Origin of the sequence: Agarivorans litoreus, from assembly GCF_019649015.1 — a bacterium.
In the GTDB taxonomy this organism is placed as follows: domain Bacteria; phylum Pseudomonadota; class Gammaproteobacteria; order Enterobacterales; family Celerinatantimonadaceae; genus Agarivorans; species Agarivorans litoreus.
The window spans coordinates 842,422-861,618 of record NZ_BLPI01000001.1 but is presented as its reverse complement, the minus strand read 5'-3'; the positions used below and the strand labels follow the sequence as shown (position 1 = coordinate 861,618).

General features: G+C 43.0%; 19 protein-coding genes and 1 pseudogene. 13 read left to right on the top strand and 7 right to left on the bottom strand.

The window, feature by feature from the left end; all coding sequences use genetic code 11:
- Positions 1 to 61: 61 nt before the first annotated feature.
- On the top strand, positions 62 to 559 hold the full coding sequence (locus K5L93_RS03965) for a protein disulfide oxidoreductase (protein WP_220718560.1): 498 nt from the start codon (positions 62 to 64) through the stop codon (positions 557 to 559).
- A 36-nt stretch (positions 560 to 595) separates the two neighbouring features.
- On the opposite strand, the gene K5L93_RS03960 is transcribed toward K5L93_RS03965, so the two are convergent.
- The 3 genes from K5L93_RS03960 to K5L93_RS03950 form a co-directional block, all read right to left on the bottom strand.
- Positions 596 to 1,378 (bottom strand): substrate-binding periplasmic protein, encoded by a 783-nt coding sequence (locus K5L93_RS03960; protein ID WP_220718559.1) that lies wholly within the window; start codon positions 1,376 to 1,378, stop codon positions 596 to 598.
- Between the two features lie 105 nt (positions 1,379 to 1,483).
- On the bottom strand, positions 1,484 to 2,014 hold the full coding sequence (locus K5L93_RS03955; protein WP_220718558.1) for a dihydrofolate reductase family protein: 531 nt from the start codon (positions 2,012 to 2,014) through the stop codon (positions 1,484 to 1,486).
- Positions 2,015 to 2,140: 126 nt separating this feature from the next.
- The gene (locus K5L93_RS03950; protein ID WP_220718557.1) at positions 2,141 to 2,773 is read right to left on the bottom strand and encodes a glutathione S-transferase; all 633 of its coding nucleotides are present in this window, start codon (positions 2,771 to 2,773) and stop codon (positions 2,141 to 2,143) included.
- A gap of 169 nt (positions 2,774 to 2,942) precedes the next feature.
- Here K5L93_RS03950 and K5L93_RS03945 point away from each other — a divergent pair, with 169 nt between their 5' ends.
- The 3 genes from K5L93_RS03945 to K5L93_RS03935 all read left to right on the top strand — a co-directional run bounded on the left by K5L93_RS03945 (position 2,943) and on the right by K5L93_RS03935 (position 5,371).
- Positions 2,943 to 3,887 carry an L-lactate dehydrogenase gene (locus tag K5L93_RS03945; protein ID WP_220718556.1) on the top strand — a complete coding sequence of 315 codons (945 nt, stop codon included), beginning with the start codon at positions 2,943 to 2,945 and terminating at the stop codon, positions 3,885 to 3,887.
- A 269-nt stretch (positions 3,888 to 4,156) separates the two neighbouring features.
- Positions 4,157 to 4,837 carry a YoaK family protein gene (locus K5L93_RS03940; protein WP_220718555.1) on the top strand — a complete coding sequence of 227 codons (681 nt, stop codon included), beginning with the start codon at positions 4,157 to 4,159 and terminating at the stop codon, positions 4,835 to 4,837.
- Between the two features lie 51 nt (positions 4,838 to 4,888).
- Positions 4,889 to 5,371, top strand: coding sequence for an RHS repeat-associated core domain-containing protein (locus tag K5L93_RS03935; RefSeq protein ID WP_220721441.1), 483 nt, complete (start codon positions 4,889 to 4,891; stop codon positions 5,369 to 5,371).
- Here the strand turns inward: K5L93_RS03935 and K5L93_RS03930 are convergent.
- Together K5L93_RS03930 and K5L93_RS03925 are read right to left on the bottom strand one after the other, a co-directional pair.
- Positions 5,366 to 6,466: an ISAs1 family transposase gene (locus K5L93_RS03930; RefSeq protein WP_220721412.1), complete on the bottom strand. Its 1,101-nt coding sequence runs from the start codon at positions 6,464 to 6,466 to the stop codon at positions 5,366 to 5,368. The two genes, K5L93_RS03935 and K5L93_RS03930, sit on opposite strands and share 6 nt — an antisense overlap.
- A 512-nt stretch (positions 6,467 to 6,978) precedes the next feature.
- Positions 6,979 to 8,190, bottom strand: coding sequence for an IS256 family transposase (locus tag K5L93_RS03925; protein WP_220718244.1), 1,212 nt, complete (start codon positions 8,188 to 8,190; stop codon positions 6,979 to 6,981).
- 194 nt (positions 8,191 to 8,384) lie between these two features.
- Between K5L93_RS03925 and K5L93_RS03920 the strand changes: the two genes are divergently transcribed.
- Positions 8,385 to 8,735 (top strand): hypothetical protein, encoded by a 351-nt coding sequence (locus K5L93_RS03920; RefSeq protein ID WP_220718554.1) that lies wholly within the window; start codon positions 8,385 to 8,387, stop codon positions 8,733 to 8,735.
- A 346-nt stretch (positions 8,736 to 9,081) separates the two neighbouring features.
- Here the strand turns inward: K5L93_RS03920 and K5L93_RS03915 are convergent, their stop codons facing one another.
- Entirely contained in the window at positions 9,082 to 11,070 is a 1,989-nt protein-coding gene (locus tag K5L93_RS03915) for a methyl-accepting chemotaxis protein (protein ID WP_220718553.1), read from the bottom strand.
- Positions 11,071 to 11,710: 640 nt separating this feature from the next.
- On the opposite strand from K5L93_RS03915, the gene K5L93_RS03910 reads away from it, so the two are divergent.
- From K5L93_RS03910 to K5L93_RS03890, 5 genes are all read left to right on the top strand, one after another.
- Entirely contained in the window at positions 11,711 to 12,175 is a 465-nt protein-coding gene (locus tag K5L93_RS03910) for a hypothetical protein (protein ID WP_220718552.1), read from the top strand.
- 185 nt (positions 12,176 to 12,360) lie between these two features.
- Positions 12,361 to 13,629, top strand: a complete 1,269-nt coding sequence (locus K5L93_RS03905) for an ABC transporter substrate-binding protein (protein ID WP_220718551.1) — start codon at positions 12,361 to 12,363, stop codon at positions 13,627 to 13,629.
- An 86-nt stretch (positions 13,630 to 13,715) separates the two neighbouring features.
- Entirely contained in the window at positions 13,716 to 14,342 is a 627-nt protein-coding gene (locus tag K5L93_RS03900) for a helix-turn-helix transcriptional regulator (RefSeq protein ID WP_220718550.1), read from the top strand.
- Entirely contained in the window at positions 14,335 to 14,778 is a 444-nt protein-coding gene (locus K5L93_RS03895; protein ID WP_220718549.1) for a hypothetical protein, read from the top strand. The genes K5L93_RS03900 and K5L93_RS03895 overlap by 8 nt, the downstream gene beginning before the upstream one ends.
- Positions 14,779 to 14,799: 21 nt before the next feature.
- Complete coding sequence (locus K5L93_RS03890) at positions 14,800 to 15,174, top strand: DUF924 family protein (RefSeq protein ID WP_246614976.1); 375 nt, start codon at positions 14,800 to 14,802, stop codon at positions 15,172 to 15,174.
- On the opposite strand, the gene K5L93_RS03885 is transcribed toward K5L93_RS03890, so the two are convergent.
- Entirely contained in the window at positions 15,144 to 16,175 is a 1,032-nt protein-coding gene (locus K5L93_RS03885) for an IS630 family transposase (protein ID WP_220718548.1), read from the bottom strand. The two genes, K5L93_RS03890 and K5L93_RS03885, sit on opposite strands and share 31 nt — an antisense overlap.
- Before the next feature lie 29 nt (positions 16,176 to 16,204).
- Here K5L93_RS03885 and K5L93_RS03880 point away from each other — a divergent pair.
- From K5L93_RS03880 to mepK, 3 genes and pseudogenes are all read left to right on the top strand, one after another.
- Positions 16,205 to 16,438: pseudogene (locus K5L93_RS03880) on the top strand (DUF924 family protein); the annotation flags it as partial.
- 108 nt (positions 16,439 to 16,546) lie between these two features.
- Positions 16,547 to 18,286 (top strand): L,D-transpeptidase family protein, encoded by a 1,740-nt coding sequence (locus K5L93_RS03875; protein ID WP_220718546.1) that lies wholly within the window; start codon positions 16,547 to 16,549, stop codon positions 18,284 to 18,286.
- A 154-nt stretch (positions 18,287 to 18,440) separates the two neighbouring features.
- A complete protein-coding gene (gene mepK, locus K5L93_RS03870) occupies positions 18,441 to 19,007 on the top strand; it encodes a peptidoglycan L,D-endopeptidase MepK (protein ID WP_246614975.1) in 567 nt (188 codons plus the stop codon).
- Positions 19,008 to 19,197 lie beyond the last annotated feature (190 nt).

Genomic DNA, 19,197 nt, shown 5'->3' with positions numbered 1-19,197 from the left:
CAGCGCTATCTAGCTTGCTGTTGAGTGTAAACAAGCCTGCCTTTTTTGCGGAGGAACGCTCATGTTAAGTAAGTTATGGTTTGTTTTTAAGCAACTCATCACTATGGTGCTTTTTGTCACTGTGGTAGGTATAGGTGTGGATTTCTGGCGCTCACAAGATTTACCAGAAGGTGAGTTGCCCAACTTAAGCGCAGTTACTCTAGGTGGTGAGGCAATAGATCTAAAGGAGCTAAGCAAAGATGAACCAGTATTGATTTACTTTTGGGGATCTTGGTGTGGCGTATGTAATTTTGTGAGCCCAGCGGTAAACACCATGGCTAAGCACTTCAATGTAGTGACAGTTGCATTACGTTCTGGCGAGCAAACCAAGGTACAGGCTTATTTAACACATCATGAGTACCAATTCCCAGTGATTAACGATCCGCAGGCCAACTTGGGCGGGCAGTGGGGCATTTCGGTAACACCAACCTTGATGGTGGTTAAAAATGGCGAGCTAAAACACTATACCGCGGGATTTACCACCTTACCGGGCATGTGGTGGCGGATGCTAATGGCATAAGCCTGATATTGAAACTAGGCTGCTCTGTTTGGCGTGTTAGTCGTGCTCAAGTAAGGCAGCATCATCAATAATTTGTTGATAGGCACCAGATTGCTTAAGTTTTTGTAGTCCACGATTAAAGGCAGCCAACAATTGTTTACTACGTTGTTGGTTGTTTTTTGAAAAAATTACATGAGTATAAGTTTGTTGCACCGATTGAGGGTGGTGGGTGAATAAAGCGGCTTTTTCTGCGGGAAAGTGCTGCTCGATTAGTTGGTAGCCAACATGAATATCGGAAGGAAATACGTCAATTCTACCGGCAAGGAGTTTCTTAAGATTTAGTAAATCAGAAGAAACATACTCTACTTTTAGTTCACTTTTTTCAGCTGCTAGGTCAAAGGCATAGCCGTAAGTATATTGCTCTGTTGCGCCTATTGTTAGCTGCTTTAAACTGTCTATATTGTGCCAATTAAAGGGCTGCTGGCTTAAGTGAAAAAACACTTTGTTGTGCCAAAAGACTGGCTCACTAAATAGCACTGCTTTTTCTTTACTGGTGGTTTTTGCCCATGTTAAAGAGCCATCTACCTTGCCCTGTTCAACATACATATAGGCTCTAGCCCAAGGTAAGAATTGATATTGCACTTCATAATCTTCTAGGGCAAAAGCTTGACGAACTATTTCAGAGTAGAAACCTTGATGTGCTAAAGACTTAGACGTAAACGGGGGCCACTCTCCACTAGAAAGGGTAACCAGCTCGGCAGCTTTTGTAGGCTGGGCTAACAATGCAAACACAATGATGGTTTTGCAAACATAAACAAGGCAATAAAAATAGCTGCGCACATTTACTCCATATCTGTTTGTTTTTTAATCATCTGTGTTGTTCTAATTAAAGCAGCTATTGCGGTCTTTTTACAGCTTACTGATAGTTTTATGCCTTCTGGTGCCTTAAGCGCGCACATAGTGGCTTTGTACTAGCTCATTTAGCAACACCTTGGTTTGCTTGTGCTTAAAGCTTTGGCTGTGCAGTAGCTCCCCGAATAACGGCGCTCCGCCGCCTAACAAAATGGGGAAACGAGTAAGAATAAGTTCATCAATCAGCTCTTTTGCCAAAAACTGTTGAATGGTAATGCCGCCATCAATGTATAAATTATGGTAGCCCTGTTGGTTGAGCGATGTTACCAGCTGCTTAAGCTCGCCATTTACAATGCGTACATCGCCAGTAAAGCCTTCTGGCAATTGCTTTAGGCTGTTACTCAGCAGCATTACCGGTTTGTTGTAGGGCCAATCAATGCCAAAGCTCACTACCTTTTCAAAGGTATTTCGCCCCATAACTAAAGCGTCGATACCCGCCATAAACTCGCCGAAGCCTAAGTCTCCGCCATTGGGGTTAGCAACACTTTCTAGCCAAGCTATATCCCCTTCTTTGTCGGCAATATAGCCATCAAGGCTTAGGGCGATATATACGATATTCGACATGGTGTGTTCTCCAGTTGGCTTGCTGAAATGCACTTGCTAAAAACTAACTGCTGAGTTTACTGCAACTAGGTTTACCTCCAGTATAGGCGCCCTATCACGGGGTAATTACTGAACTTTTAGTTGTGGTTAAGGAAAATCGATTTCACTGGCGCTCTCTAACCATGTGGGATGTTTTTGCATAATTGAGCGAAACAATGCAGAGTCAATAAACTGCTTTAACCACGCTTGCAAATGCGGATAGGGGGCTTGCTCAAACCACCTTAGATCGACCGAAGCAAACTGACGAATAAAAGGCAGCAATGCCATATCTGCTAAGCTCTGCTGTTCGCCCATTAGATAATGATTGCGGCTAAGCTGTTGTTCAAGCGCTTGCAAAAATGCCTCACCTTGTTGGCGGTAGTCTTCTGGGCTTTGCTCCGGAAAACGCACCGCGTATTTATACTTATCTAATAAAGGCTTAAATTGCTCATCATTGCGCTGCACCCAATCCAGCATCTTCTGGTAATTAGGGGAGAGCCAAGCCTTAGGATCGTTTTGTTTAAGTGCCCAAAGCATTATCTCAAAGCTTTCTTCGATGACTTGACCATTGGCTAATTGCAAAACAGGAACGGTGCCTTTGGGGGATATTTCCAGCATTTCTGGCGGCTTATGTTTGAGGACTATTTCGCGTAGTTTTACTGGTGTTTGGCTAACTGCAATAGCTAACCGCGCTCGCATGGCGTAGGGGCAGCGGCGAAAAGAATACAAAATAGTGGACATAACTAACTCTCAAACATGGCGTAGGCCGACCTTACCCAGTTACCTTTTATCACGCAAGTGATTGGTTTAAAGGCTTGCTAAAAGTAACACTTAGCACTATCACTAATTCATTATTAATGCATTTCATATTATGCGGCTAGCGGTCGCCAAAAAAAGTAAAGGATGACTAATGGAACATCGAACACGCAGTGTGGGCATTGTAGGTGTAGGCAATGTTGGTGTAGCAGGAGCTTACGCTCTGTATTTACGTGAAGCTTGTGAAGAGCTGGTATTGGTGGATATGAATAAGGCTAGGGCCGAAGGGGAAGCCTTAGACTTAATGCATGGGCAAGGTTTAACCGGCAGAATGCAAGTGAGTGCGGGTGAGTTCTCCGACTTGGCTCGTTGCCAAGTTATTGTTGTTACCGCTGGAGTGGGACAAAAATCGGGCGAGAGCCGCTTAGAGTTGTTAGAAAACAATGCCAAAGTATTTAAATCTATTGCCGAACAACTTGACCGCTATGCTCCTAGCGCCATAGTGGTGGTGGCCAGTAATCCGGTAGATGTATTAACGTTTATGTTGCAGGAGCTGAGTCAGCGCCCTAAACATCGGATTATTGGCACCGGCACTATGCTAGATACTTCACGTTTAAAAACGTTGTTGGGCGAAATCTATCAAGTAGATCCGCAATCGGTGCACGGTTACATTTTAGGTGAGCATGGCGATTCGGAGTTGGCAGCATGGTCAACGGTGAGCATTGGGGGCTTAGCTATTCAAGGAGAAACGGTATTTGGCGTAAGCTATTCTGCAAGCCGTTTAGAGGAGCTAGCCGAGAGTGTTAAGCAAGCGGCTTACAAAATTATTGAAGGGAAAGGTTACACCAACTTAGCAATAGGAGTAGTGATTGCACGTTTGGTCGAAGCGATATTGGATGACAGCAAAACCGTATTGCCAGTATCGGTGCGTTTAAGTGGCGAATACCAACTTAGCAATGTAGCCCTTAGTTTACCGGCGTGTATTGGCTTAAAAGGGGTTGAGAAGTTGATTGAGTTACCACTTGAAAGTGATGAGTTAGCTGCTCTGCAAAAATCAGGTGAAACGATGCGAGAAAGCTTGAGCAAGATTGGATTTTAGTCCAAATAATCAAAGCCATAAATGTTTGCTACTGGATTGTTCGGCTCTTTGAATTATCGTTTAAGGCTCATTTTGCGAAGGGGTTTCTTTAACTTTCATCGATTCTAGGAGAGTTGTTTTTGCCAAGCTCTTAGTTACCAGAGGTGTTTTGGTTGTGTTGCTTATGTTGTCACTACTCTGGCGCTTATTACTTACTTCGGTAACGCTTGGTTATTTGGTAAACTTTTGTTCGCAAGGATTAAAAACGCCTATAAGTTCAAGGAATTGCTGTGATCTCTAAGTTACCTCGCTGGGTTGAGTATGGAACGTTTTTGCTTGCGTTGAACGCGGGCTTTATTAATGCGGTGGGCCTATTGGGATTTAAGCACCAGTCGGTTTCTCATTTATCTGGAACGGCCACTTTGCTGGGCACGAGAGCAATGAGTGCTGGCTTTAACGACTTGTTATATTTGTTTGGCGTGTTGTTTAGCTTTGTTATGGGAGCTGCAATTTCTGGCTACTTCTTACGGGGTGAAGCGTTAAAGTTGGGGCGTAATTACAGCGCTTTACTTTGCTTAGAGGCAACGTTTCTTTTCGGAGCTAGCTATCTACTAATCGGTGATTTCTCTTATGGGATCTACTTAGCATCCGCTGCTTGTGGTTTACAAAATGCCTTGGCAACTACATACAGTGGTGCGGTTGTCCGCACTACTCACGTTACCGGTATATTTACTGATTTAGGGATTATGTTGGGGGCTGTTCTTCGCGGTGATCCGTTTGATAAACGGCGCGCACTGTTGTTCTCACTCATTGTACTCGGTTTTATACTCGGTGGCACTTTAGGAGCATTTGGCTTTGCTAACTTGGCGTTTTACTCTTTATTGATACCAGCTGGAGTATGTTTGTTTTTGGCGCTGTTCTACTCGGTTTATGTAAAAGTCATTAGTTTATCCCAGCTTAAACCGAGATAGTTCGCTTAGCTGTTACAGACCTTGACGGAAAGGTAAAACAACAGTTTGCCTATGATCCTTGGGGAAAACAGTATCTTGGCTCGTTATGGTCGTGTAAATGATATTAGTCACGCGTATACCAACCGCGGTTATACTGGCCACGAAATGCTCGCAGGCGTTGGACTTATTCATATGAATGGCAGGATCTATGATGCTGAAGTCGGTCGTTTCCTCCAGGCCGATCCACACATTCAAGCGCCAAATAATGCACAAAACTATAATCGTTATAGTTATGTATTGAATAATCCGATGAGCTATACGGACCCCAGTGGGTATTTCTTTAAGAAAATTGGGAAGTTTTTTAAGAAATATGGGCGAGTTATAGCCGCCGCGGTAGTTAGTTATATTACCTATGGTGCCGCATCTAAATGGGCTGCAGCGTGGGCTAGTTCTTCACTTGTTCAGGGGGCTGCTGCAGGTGCAATTGCAGGTGCAGTCGGTGGATACGTTGGCACAGGCACCCCAGGGCGGGAGCATACTTTGATGGATTTATAACCCAAAGAAGACTCTTGCCCTATAATCATCGTTCCAACCCGCTTTCTTCAGCTTCACTTTTTGGCTCGGCGCACCACATTCGCATTGCTTGAGCATATTCATCACAAAACGTCTAGATAACGCAATGTTTTCAACGGCACCATCTAAAGTAATACGAGAGCTATCTTCTTTAAAAACAACATCTAAAACATAATGTTGGCTGTTCTCAATCCGCCAATGCTGGCGAATATAATGGCCCAGTAGTTTGTGGTTTGGCGACAAAGAACTAATGTAGTAAGAGGTATCTACAGTACCTTTACCATTGATCACACGATGGCGTTCCACTGCTATGATGCTTCTTATCGTCGGCCATTTCTTCGCCAATTCGTCGGGCAATTTGGCCTTTATCTGAAATACGTATCGCTCTTCGCTGCGACCATGTTTTTTCTCTTTGACCTCGGTGACTATTTTCTCTTTACCTGCATCAAAAATCGCTTGGAACTGCTCCACAACAGCCGCTCTAAGCTTGGGCTGATTATTCTTAACCTGGACAACAACATGCGCTTGTTTTTCTTTGATTTTTTCTAGTGTTTCACGCTGGCAATGCAGTGCATCAACCGTGACAACACTACCCTTTACATTAATGACATCAAGCATTTGACGAACAATGCTTATTTCACCATTTTTAGTCTCAGTCGGCTTTTGGCTTAGAACGAGGCCACGCTCGGTGTCGTAAGCCGTGACCAACTGCAATGCTGTTTTCCTGTCGTTACGATAGGAGCCCCGTAGAACCTTTCCGTCAAAAGCGATAATGGGTTTGTTCTGAGTAGTTCGTTGTTCGTTAATCCAAAGAGCCAAAGCTTCAAGCAAAGATTCCGCAACAACGGAACGCAAGATGCGAGCTATCGTGTGTCTTCGAGGGATGCCATGCTCGAATGGTCGATATTTTCTTAACCAGTCGAGTTTTTCTTCTCCAAAAAATTCAATGTCTTGCCAACCTTCGCATCCCGATGCGATAGCGCTGATCACAAGGAACATAACATCAATAAGGTTGTGTTTCTGGTTGATGTCCGATCGAGTATCTTCTACAACAGATAAGTGTTCAATAAGGTTCAAAATGACTGTGCTGCTGAGGGTTTGGCACAATTAGATCATATTAGTTAACAAAGTGCGATCCCGCCCTGGTGTTGGGGCAGATGTCTTTATACTGGCATTCTCTGGAGTGATCATAAAACATATATCCGATTATTTGAACAATCGCGCTTTGATGATTTCGTTTGGAAGATCTTTAGAAGCGACTGATGAAAATAAGGAATCGAGGGAAATAGCATTTGTTTTTTATATAATTGTTTATCTGCTTTGTGTGGCTATGTTAATTATTCCAGTTTCTTAAAGTGCCGAAAAATAGTAAAGGAATAAATAATAAATAGGGTCAGAGTCATTTTAAATGCCTCAGCTTCTTTCTTAGGTAGTAAGGTTAAAGCTGGAGGCCGGGTTATTGAAGGTGTTGGAGTGGTGACTAGTGGGTTAGTTAGAGCTGGGGAAGATAGATATGAATAATTTTGGTTTTTCAAAAACAAGAACGTTTGTGAAAATAGAGGCTGTAACAGATTCTGTGTATCTGCCATCTAGTTAATGTGTTTTTCTAGACGTTCCTCGAACTCGATAATAAACCGACTCATAGCTTGGCGCCAGTTTTGAATGGGCATTGTCCATTTCTTGCTGGCGTCTTTGATTGCTAAGTACACCATCTTGGTTGCGGCCTCATCGTTTGGGAAGAGTTTCCGCTTCTTTAGTGCCTTGCGTATTACGCTGTTGAGAGACTCAATCGCATTGGTGGTGTAAATGGCCCGACGGATATCTTCAGGGTAGTTAAAGAGCGTATTGAGGTTCTGCCAGTGATTGCGCCAAGATTTGGAGATTTGCGGATACTGGCTATCCCAGACTTCGCTAAAGCGCTCCAGCTCAAGTAAAGCTTCATCTTCTGTAGCTGAGCGATACACACGCTTCAGGTCGGCTGTAACCGCCTTGTAGTCTTTCCAGGATACATACTTCAATGAGTTTCGCACCATATGGACTATGCAAAGCTGGATATGTGTTTGGGGGAAGACGGTATTGATCGCATCAGGGAAGCCCTTCAGGCCATCTACACAGGCGATAAGTATATCTTCAACACCACGTTGATTGAGTTCAGTTAGAACACTCAGCCAAAACTTAGCACCCTCGTTTTCGGCTATCCACATGCCCATTAACTCTTTCTGGCCGTCGGTGTTAATGCCCAAAGCAAGGAAGATAGATTTATTGATAATGCGTTTGTCTTGGCGGATTTTGACCACGATGCAGTCGAGATAGACGATAGGATAAATGGCATCGAGTGGTCTAGATTGCCACTCCACAATTTCCTCCATCACCGCATTTGTGACACGCGAAACTAGGCTGGGTGATATCTCGGCCCCGTACCACTCATCGAAAGCATTCACGATGTCACGCGTACTCATACCTTGCGCATAGAGCCACAAGATCTTGTCATCCATGGAGGTAAATCGTGTTTGATGTTTTTTGACCAGCTTGGGGTCAAAAGAGCCAAGGCGATCCCTAGGAGTATCAAGCTCAAACTCTCCGTCTTCGGTTTTTACGCGCTTAGTGCTCTTTCCATTGCGGGTATTATTCGACTTGGAAGGTTTGTGTTTTTCATAACCAAGATGCTCATCCATTTCAGCGTTGAGTGCCGCTTCAACAGTGATTTTTTTGAGCATCTGGCTGAATTCAGTTAAATCATCGGGAGTTTTGATTCCCTTTGCAGCTTCTATAGCAAAAGCTTCAAGTGCTTTCTTATCCATGTGCCTATCCTTAGCCATTACGGCTTTAAGTTTAGACAGTTACACAGAATTTAGGACAGGCTCTGAAAATAAGAAGAAAACTTTATTTTCTAAACTTTATTTCGTTCCTTTTTTACATTTTTTCGTTGTATATGGTTGTTCCTCTTGTATACACAATAATCCCTACGTATCTTTCAATAGGGGGGTGTTTTCTGTTGTTTGTTTTTTTTAAAGATTGCTCTATATTTGATTTTGTCTATTTTCGTAGCTTTTATGAAAAAGAGAATGGTATATATGCATTTTTAAATGTAGTGTTTAGCTCGTTCTCGTTTTCATTTTTTTCGTTTTCATTTTTTTTGGTTTTTTCTATTTTAAATTGGTTTTTTTACTCATTTGTCAATGGTGATGTTGTAGATGTTTTTGATAATCCGGAGAGGGTTTGTGGATTTGAAAAAACTTGGGGGGAGGAACGATTTATGGTTTCATGCCGTCGTATCAGTGGTGCATCTATTATTGAGGTTAGAGAGGCCCCTGCTGGGTTTGTTTTGAAGCCAATTTTTAAATAAATGGGGGCGGAGTCTGAGGGCTCCCCAGGAAATTATTCATGTGCTTAAAGCATCGTTTTTAACGGGGCTAGTGCTGAGTGTTTATAGTGCATCTAAGGCTTGATACCAATGTTTTTTGTTAGCTTTAGACCTACCTCTATAAGCCTTAAGCTAATCATTTGGTTTAAATGAACATAGCGATGCTTGGTAAAAATAACTTAATAGCGATAGTGTTTACCTGCAGCTTTTACCGCTAGTCCTGTTAAGTTACGCCAGTATGTATAAAATACCTAGCTTAAACTTGTTCGCCGCGCTCTAAAACACTTAATGAAAGGCGCGGTTCCCTTGAGCTTTAAACTTGATTAGTTTATCCCAGCTTAAAGCGAGATAGTTCGCTTAGCTGTTGCTGAGACTGCTGCTGCAGTGCATCGCTAATTTGCTGGGTTTGATTTGCATCTCGGTTGGCCAGCTCGCTCAGTTCGACAATTTTCTCTACGTTGTTTGCTACCTGTACCGCTACGGTGTGTTTATCTTGGGCGTTATTGGCAATGTTCTCGCTACGCTGTTGGATAGCGCTGAGCAATTGGGCCACTTGCTCTAGCTGTTGAGAGCTTTGCTCGGCTTCGTTGATACAGCTTTCCACCATGGTTTCACCTTGTACCATCATGTCCATAGCGTGTTGAGCGCGGCTCTGTAATTGCTCTATCATCGTTAGAATTTCTTGCGTGGCTTCGCGGCTGCGAGTAGCTAAACCTCTAACCTCATCGGCAACTACCGCAAAACCTCTGCCTTGTTCGCCTGCGCGGGCAGCTTCGATGGCGGCGTTTAAGGCTAATAAGTTGGTTTGCTCGGCGATGCCTTGGATAACATCAACGATACGGTTAATGTCATCACTTTGTTGTTTAAGCTCGCTCACTTGTTGGCTGGCATCTACTACTGTGGTTTGTAGTTGATTAGTTGTGGCTAAGGTCGATTGTGCGGCTTGGTGGCTTTGCCCAGTAAGTTGGTTCACTTGGCCAATGTCGTCACGGCTTTGTTGGGCTTGCTCTGATACTTCGTTAACACCCACTTCCATTTGGCTTACCGCAACAGCAACGAGCTGGCTTTGATCTTGTTGCTCTTGAATCACTTTATGTGAATGCTCACTGGTTGCTAAGCCGCTCTTGGCGCTGGCAGCAAGTTGCTTTGCGTTATTGCTCATTTGGCTAATTACCTGGTTCATTTGGGCACTAAGCTCATGTAAGTGAGTGGCTATTTGACCAAATTCATCGTGGGCATTTACACCTTCAACTGTTCTAAAGTCGCCATCTACCATGCGTTTAATTTGAGCCAGGGTATTTGCTAGCGGTAAGCGAATTTGCCTGCTTACGTTCCAAGCTACAAAGAGGGTTATAGCAATTGACAAAAGCAGCACGAGCCCTGTTTGCAATAGCGCAGAACTTGAGCTTTGTTGAGCTTGTAGGTGAGCGGCTGCAATGATTTGGCTTAGTTGCTCAGAGATATTGTCGAGTAAGTTTAGGGCTTGGTCTGTTTGTTGGTTTAGCGTTACTAGTTGTTCGTTTTGACGACTCAGAACTAATTGCTGATTTTTTAGATTGCTAAATAAGCCATTGTTAGCAAAGGCTTGTTTGAGTAACTCGAAATAGCTGGTTAACTCCTCACCACTGGCTGGATCTAGCTTGAGCAATTGTTCCTGCTTTTGCTGAAGAGATTTGTAATAACTAGATACCACACTAAATTGGGAGTCAAACTGCTGGGCATTTTGAGCATAAAACAGTTTCTCGAGAGAGCCAGAAAACGCCGCTATGTCGGCTTGCATGCCGGTGACTACCCATTCGGCATTCTCTTCTACGATTTCAATCAAAAACTCCATATCACCTGCAAAGTTTTTCCACTTTTGATTAAAGCTTTGGCGCTGATTGGTTAACAACTGCTGTGCTTGTTGCGCTTGGTTAGCCAAGGTTAACTGCGTTTGGCTGGTGGTTTTAATGCTATTAAGGTCTTGGTCTAATTGACTTAAACCGCTCACTATTTGCGGGTAAGGTTGGGCTAACTGAGAGAGGGACTCGATACGTTGGCTGTAGCTGCTAAATAGGCTGGTAACTTCCTGTTCTAGTTGCTCTGCTTGTTGGCGGTTTTGGCTATTGCTGTGTAAGCCAACTTTGCGCGCCGAGTTAAGCAATAATCCCGATAGTTGATTCACTTGCTCTGCCATTGGCGCTAAGCGGCTGACGGTTTGATCCAGTTGGCTTTCTAGTTGTCGCATATTAAGTTGGCCAATTAGCGCAACAATCAACAACAACGCAAGTAGCACAGCAAAACCAAGTAGTGTGCGGGTTACAACTTTGAGTTTCATGATACAGATCCCTGTTAGTATTCCTGCTGCTCCCAAGCCAAATCAGAACTACAAAGCTAGCCACAGTTATAAGAATGGTTCACTAATTTACTGATTTTTAGGAATAATTATTACGATTTTTTCGTATGACTAAGTAGTACCACAAGTAACATTGGTTGACCAGATAATGAATTGTAAAATATACAAAGGCAGGTCGATAATTTTTAACTAATGCTTTTAACCTAGTTCAATACTCTGCTTGTTGTGTTCATGAAAGGTCGGGAAATACTACCGTTAAACCTAGCATCTCTGAGTTTAGTTTTTAGTTTAGCTTGTTTTTATGTTTGTTATCGTAGTGTTGAGGTAAACGGTAGAGACAGCGCATATTTTTGAGAAAAAGTGGTTTTTTGGAGCTGTACTGATGTTTTTCTCGATTGAACATGCGATCTTAAGCAATTATTGCACTTGTAAGAAAAGCATCATCAAATCAAAGGTATAGAATGCTTTGAAAGGTGTATTAGGGGCTGTTTATTTTTCGAGCTTTTTTTTACAGCAATTTAACCGCGAAAAATAAATAGCTCCTAGGTATTTTGATTGGAGTGCTACGTAGTTTTTGCTAATGAATATAAGTGTGAAATGGAGCTCTGCTTTAAGGATGAAAATGAGAAATTTACTTGTTGCTATTGCCGTAAGCTGTTTACCGGCATTAGCTTTTGCCAGTGTGTGTTCTAAAGAAGGTTTTGCCGAAGCTTCAGGCAGCAACCAGCGTATACACCAAGACATTCAAACTTTGAGTAAACAATATGTGGCAATATGTTCTTGGGACTATGACATGCCTCGCGACAAGGTATGTAAATTGTTTACTGATAAGCGAAGCCAACTCGCTTTAATTAACCAAGTGCCTCTTAACACAGTATTAGATAATGCCGAGAAAGCCGCAGAACAGTGGTATTCGGTGCATGAGGCCTGCGTTAGTGAAGGCAATAAAAGTAATGCAGATCTAGCCTTTAAAGGCTACGAAGAAAGCTTTGATGTATACCGCAACTTAATCAATGAAATCGATACTCGTTATAAGCTAACTTGCCAGCAGCAAGTTGAAGAAAAAATCAAAGAATACTGTAACTAGTTCAACATGGGATAAAGTTGCAGTTGTTTATTTTTGCAACTTGTTGTGTGCCAAAGAGCTGCTATAACTATAGTTAAATCAATATTTTCCATGACAATAAGCTAACAATTGGTGCTGCCTAACGCGCTGGTTTTTGCTTAATGATTAGATTGTTTTAACTAGCAAGTTTAAGGAGTATTGACGCCTTGAAACATCCGTCTAAGTGGCTAAAGTGCCTGTTACTCTTGTGTTTACTCGTTGGCTCTTGGCAAGTTAAAGCAAAGCATGAACGAGATAAACAATACTCGCTCACCTTGGTACTAATGCCCAGTAGCGGTAAGCAGCGACAAGCCTACAAGCAGCTTATTGAACGTTTTAGTACTGCCTACCCTCATGTTGAGGTGGGGACACAGGTTTACGAAAACGAATACTATAAAAAGAACATTGAAGACATCATGAAGAGCAATGATGGCGAAGGTGATCTGTTTTTTTGGTTTGGTGGTGAGCGGCTTAGAGCATTGGCTAAAAATGACCTAATTCTCGATATTTCATCGTGGTGGCAACAAGCCAATTGGGACAAGACTTTCAGTTCGGCTGCTAAACATGCCTCCCAGTATCAGCAACACTATTACGCCCTGCCAATAAATTACTACCAATGGGGCTTTTATTATCGGCAGTCGATGATTCGCTACCAACCCGATACTTTTACTAGCTGGCAGCAATTTCTGATGAGTTGCCAAAGCTTTGCCAACAAACAACAACACTTAGTCACCATTGGTAGCAAAGAAGCATGGCCAGTGGCTGCTTGGTTTGACTACCTTAATTTGCGCATTAATGGTTTGGCATTTCATCAACAGTTGCTGGCTGGGAACATTGCGTTCACCGATAAACGAGTGGTGCAGGTCTTTAATTACTGGCAACAAGCTATCGATGCTGATTGTTTTGTGCCAAACAGTGATGAAATGGGCTGGAAACAAGCGCTACCAGCAATGTATCGCGAAAAAGCCGCAGCAGTGTTAATGGGAAACTTCTTTCTCGCGACCGTGCCCGATAGAGTGCGCAATGATTTAGGCTTTGCGGCGTTTCCGTCGGTGCTTGAAGGGCAGAAGCAATATGAAGAAGCGCCTATTGACGTTATTGTGGCGCACCCACAAGCGAAAACTAATATCGCCGCTTATTGGTTTTTAGATTTCTTGTCCAAGGGCGATGCCTTAGTTGAGCTTAATCAGCAACTGGGGAAAATTAACCCCTTGTCTAGCAGTAAAGGCAGTGAAGATCGTTTTATTCAAGCCGGCACTCAGTTGCTAAATAACGCCAAAGGAGTGTCACAGTTTTTTGATCGTGATAGCCCTAAACAATTTGCATTGCCTGCTATGGATATAATGGTGGAGTTTTTGGAAGGGAGAGTTACTGCTTCTGAAGCAATTCAACAATTAGAAGCTCTGAGAACTAACGTTTTTAAAAGTATTCACTAAATGGCTTATTAGCTTAATAAAGTACTAGCTTTACAAAGCCGGTAGCAATGACAATAATGTGCTTAATAAAGGCGCAGGACAATTGCATGAAAACCACAGATAACATCTTATATCGAATTAAAAGCCAGGGCGGGCTTACGGTAAAGATGTTAGCCGAGCAGCTTGATATCACAACCATGGGGGTGCGCCAGCACCTACAAAGTTTGGAAAGTGATGGCTTAATTGAACATTTCGACAAAAAAGTAAAAGTAGGTCGGCCTACTCGATATTGGCAGTTAACCGATAAAGGCCATGGACGCTTTCCTGATTGCCACAGCGACTTAAGTGTTCAGCTAATTGGCGCGGTGAAGCAGGTATTCGGTGAGTCTGGCTTAGAGCAATTGGTTAGTCATCGTGAGCAACAAAGTTTTAATGCTTATCAGCAAGCGATGGATGGCATTAGCAGCATTGCCGACAAGTTAGCGCTTTTGAGCAATAAGCGTAGCCAAGAAGGTTATATGGCTAATTGGCAACGTCAGCAAAGTGCTTACCTGTTTGTTGAAGATCATTGCCCTATTTGTATTGCTGCTACCGAATGCCAAGGTTTATGCCGGTCTGAACTAGACATGCTGCAGAAGCTGTTTAGTGAATGCAAGGTAGAGCGCACCGAGCACATTGTTGCAGGCTCGCGTCGCTGCGCTTATACCTTAACGCCTTTGGATGGTTATGAATAAGTTTGTTGTTGGATTCTGCACCGCATTATTAACCATGTTAAGTAGTGTTACTTATGCCTGTGAGTTGCAAGCTATTCCAGTGGCTGAGCAACAATGGGGATGTGGTTGTAGTTACTATTTCCCTTCCAATCTTCCGATTCGTCCAGACATTGTGTTGCAAACTGATCTCGATGGAACTCATGCCATTATGATGCGCCAAGGCAAGCTAGTGAGTTTATGGGGAGCAAAAGAGAGCCCTTTGTTAACCCAAGCTGGATCGAGTTTAGCTCAGACTTTTCGCTACCAAGCGACAGCCATAACAGTAGAAAATCAAGTTCGCCCTGGCTGTACTTGGGGAGAACAAGGCTGTGAAGTTGTAGGGTATATAAGTCAAATTTCCACTTTCGAAAACTACCAGCAATGCCAGTGGAACTTACAAGGCGACTGCGGCTGTTAGCCAGTGAACAAAGAGGTAAGTATGGCTTATCAAGATGTTTTAGATTTTTGGTTTGAACAGTTAAGCCCACAACAGTGGTTTAGCGTAGACGCAAAGCTTGATGAGCTAATAAGTAATCAGTTTTCTGCTCTGTTGCAACAAGCTGCCAGTGGCGAGTTATTTAGTTGGCGTGAGCAAGCGCAAGCAAGCTTAGCCGAAATCATAATATTGGATCAGTTCTCAAGAAATATTCATCGTGGTCAAGCTGATGCTTTTGCTAATGATTCTTTAGCGTTATGCCTCGCGCAGCAAGCAGTAGCAAAAGGGTTTGATCAGCAGCTTAATCTAAGCCAGCGAAGCTTTTTATATATACCGTATATACCCAATCAACTTGAAGATGCAGGCTTGAGTACCTGAAAATTATCGTTCACTCGAGATGCCAAGGAGCCTGCGATCTCCTGAAGAGTCACAGAAAAAAATTGGTCTATCGCCGCCTTAAAGTCTCGTTTATTTTTGAAATAAACGTTGTTTCTCGACTTCTCGTTCATTACCTTCCATAACCGCTCTATTGGGTTGAGGTTTGGACTGTAAGGTGGGAGGTAATGCAATTCAATATTAAGGACAAACGCGGCATCTTTGACTAAGTTACTACGGTGATATCCCGCACCATCTAAAATGATATGAAGCTTATGGCCTAACGGGTAACTCTCTCTGAGCTTACAGAAAAAACGAACAATATTTTCACTGTTAATGCTTTCGTAATCGCTAACAATCGTCGCTCCAATATCGGATAAATTCAGTGCGCCAATAAGGTTTAACCGACTACGGTTGCCCGTTGTTTCAATCACTTTTTCTTGGCCTGTACGTATCCAGCCATGGGTGATTTTGGTCGATAGCGTCGGGTGAACGGCATCGATAAACAATATCGATTCATCCTCGCCACAGCTTGTCTTTAGAGCTTCATAAGCTTCGATGAACGCCCGTTGTTTTGTCTCATCAAACTTGTGTGGAACGCCTTTCGGTTGCTTGTAGCTAAAACCATTGTGATGAAGCCACTTGTTCATACCAGAAACCGTATAATCAAGTCCAAATGTCTCTTTAACGTAGGCGACAACTTGATGAGTGTGAGAATAGGTTTTCTCGGTCAAATGCTCGATTAGGTGCATGGTTTGAGTAGCAGAAAGTTTACTTTGGCTTCCGCCATTTTCGGGCTTAAGTTTTTCAGAAAGAACATAGTCGCTGAGATGTCGAGCGACTGTCGACTCGTGGATGCGAAGGGCTTGAGAAATCATCACCTGACTCCAACCTTCAGAAGCAAGTAATACCGCTTTGATACGGTCTCGCACTCGACCATCGCGAGTGGAATCATGCATCTGCTCGAGTTGCTGTTTCTGTTGAGGAGTCAGTATAATTTTCATGGTGTGTAGCATGATCCTCATTGACGAAAAAATCAATCACCTTCAATGATCACGGGTATATGCATAGCGAATCCCTAGTTATTCACCAGCAGGCAGAGCTGTTGTTTAAAGCGCCAGGGCTTGAGCAACACTATCAGTTTGAGCTAAAACACAAAGCAATCATCGACCGTTTTGGACGCTACCCACACCGCAATCAAATACTTGGCAGAGAGTCTAACGCTGAAGAGCTTGCTTTCTTGGCGGAGCCCGATTCTTCTTTCTAAATGATCTCAATAACTTAAAGACGTGACATCAAATTGTCATTTTTTTTGTGCTGCTAATGCCCGTTAGACACTAAGCTTAAAGGGTGTTATGTGGTGTTGGAGTAGCCAGTGAGCAGGTTGTTGTTGGGGATTTTTGTAAGTTGTTTTAGTTTGCATGTTCATGCAACGGTAAGCTTGCTCGGGCCTAACGAGCAAACCAGCAATGTATTTACACAAGCCAATCAAACTCATCTTAATACCGATATTTCTCAAGTGGCTATTAAGGGAATAGATACCCCCCCACATAGCGAATTAGGTGTAGGCGAGCGCTTATTAAGTCGCTTAAGTTGGCCAGATGAAGCGGGAAGAGAGTCAGCCTTGGTACTTAAGGCAGAAGACTACCAAGTTCGTTATCCAGAACTTCAACAATCTATTCAATATTTTCATCCCGATTCACTTTGGTATGGTTACCCGAAGGCGAGAAATACCCGTGACCAACTGCAGTGGATGTTGTTGGAATTTAGTTTAGCCGGTGGTCCAAAGCAGTTAAGTGATTGGCTGGCGCAAATAAATGCGATAAATAACGATAACCCGCAGTGGGAAGCCTTATATACCGATGCCTTTTTGGGCTTAATGGCATTTTGCCAGCAGTTAATGGGTTTAGATTATGCCCAAAGTATGGCCTTAAATAACATCACTTCTACACCTTTGGTGATACTAATTGATGAGCCTTGGCTGGCTCACTTAAGCCGAGAAGATTTATATCAGCAGTTAAGTAGTATGCGCGGTGAACTGAATATTGAGCGTTTGCGTTATCGCCAGCAGATTTTGCATTGGTTAAATGTGCAACAGCAGCGAAAACAACAAGTGAATATTGCAAGTGGACCGCTGATTAGCTTAAACAGTCGCGATTGGCGGGTGCCCTTAATTCGCCAGCGTCTTGCTGAGTTTGATATCGCTAATCAGTTTGTTGATTTGCAATTAGATACTATGGATGCAGACACTGTAATTGCGTTAAAGCGTTTCCAAACGCAGCATGGTTTAAAGGCTGATGGCATAGTAGGGAGCGACACCCTGTATTGGCTAAACTTTAAGCCTGTGAATCGCTCTAAAATGTTAGCCAGAAATTTACTGCGTAAGCAGTTACTCGAGCGCTTTATGCTCAGCTCAAATCAGCAGCGGATTATGGTTAATGTTCCAGCTTACCAGATGACTTACTTAGACGACGATAATGAAGTTTTTCAATCCAAAGTTGTAGTGGGACGCGCCTCTAGAGCTACCCCCTTATTGGTTAGCGAAATAAGCAGTGTGGTGATAAACCCTTATTGGAATGTGCCAAGAACCATTGTTCGAAAAGATATTATTCCTAAGCTGCGCCGTGACCCAAGCTATGTTGATCAGCAGCGTTTTGAGTTATTTGATTATCAGGGACAAGCCGTGCCCAGTGAGCAAATCGATTGGACACGAGTTAAAGACACTGGTGCTTTTCCTTATCGTATGCGCCAGCGCCCAGGGCCTGGAAATGCTCTAGGCGCCTATAAGTTCCACTTTGACAATCAATTTGCAGTGTATTTACATGATACCTCTTCACCTGAGTTGTTTTCTGAACAACAGCGGGCTTTTAGCTCCGGTTGCGTGCGGGTTGAGGCGGCTGATTACCTAGCAGAGACTTTGCTCAAACAGGCGGGTTATAGCGAACAGTATAAACAACGTTTAATTGCTAAAGGTGAGCCTAAATGGGTTCCCTTGAAACAAAAAGTACCGGTTTACTTGGTGTATTTTACCTCTTGGTTTGATGGCAGTGGCGGACTACATTATCGAAAAGATATTTATAATTTTGCCTCTGTTGATTCTTTTTTAGCGAGCTAGAAAACCTAGTTTAAACAAACTATTAGCTGGCTTCTGTAAACGATCCTTTTGCAAATAGTATGACTAAAATCTAGAGCTTTGTTTGCTTTTTAGGCTGTTTGTCGGTATTTTTCTCCAAATTGATTGTTTTTTGATCCATTTGGAGTGAGTGTTGATGTTAGACCGAAATATAAAACGGCGGTCGTTGTTGTTAGGGTTGGGCGCTGGGTTAGTCGGTCTTGGAATACCAAAAAGCTATGCGAGTTCTAGTATTGCTAGGGAGTTGCCGGGAGAGCGCTTTCTAAGCATGACCAATTTACATACCAACGAAAGCTGTGAGGTGTGTTTTTGGAAAAGTGGTGAGTTTCAAGATAAGGAAGTAGGGCAGTTGGATCAATTGTTACGTGATTTTAGGCGTAATGAAGCCACCGAAATGGATAAGGCCTTATATATGCAAATGGCTTTGCTGCAAGATCGCTTGGGCGGAAAGGTGCATTTTGACATTATTTCCGGCTATCGTTCACCAGCAACCAATGAGATGTTGCGTAAAAACGGTGGTGGGGTTGCCAGAAAAAGCTTTCATATGACCGGACAAGCCGTAGATCTGCGAGTTAAGGGGCAATCTCTAGCTAAGGTTCACCAACATGCGCTTGATTTAAAACTAGGTGGTGTGGGCTATTACCCTACTAGTGGTTTTATCCACTTAGACACCGGAAGGGTGCGCAGCTGGCGCGGGTCTTAATACTTAGGGCGAACTGCTAATGCTGTGTTCGCCCTTTTATTAGTTAAATTTTAGTCATAAAAACCGCTTTAAATATAAAATCCAAATAAAAACTCCAGAATAAATCCAAAAAATCTCCTATTAATTCTTTTTGTAATCTATCTGTCATATTTGATTGTTTCAATGCATCCCGACTTAGACAAATTGATTG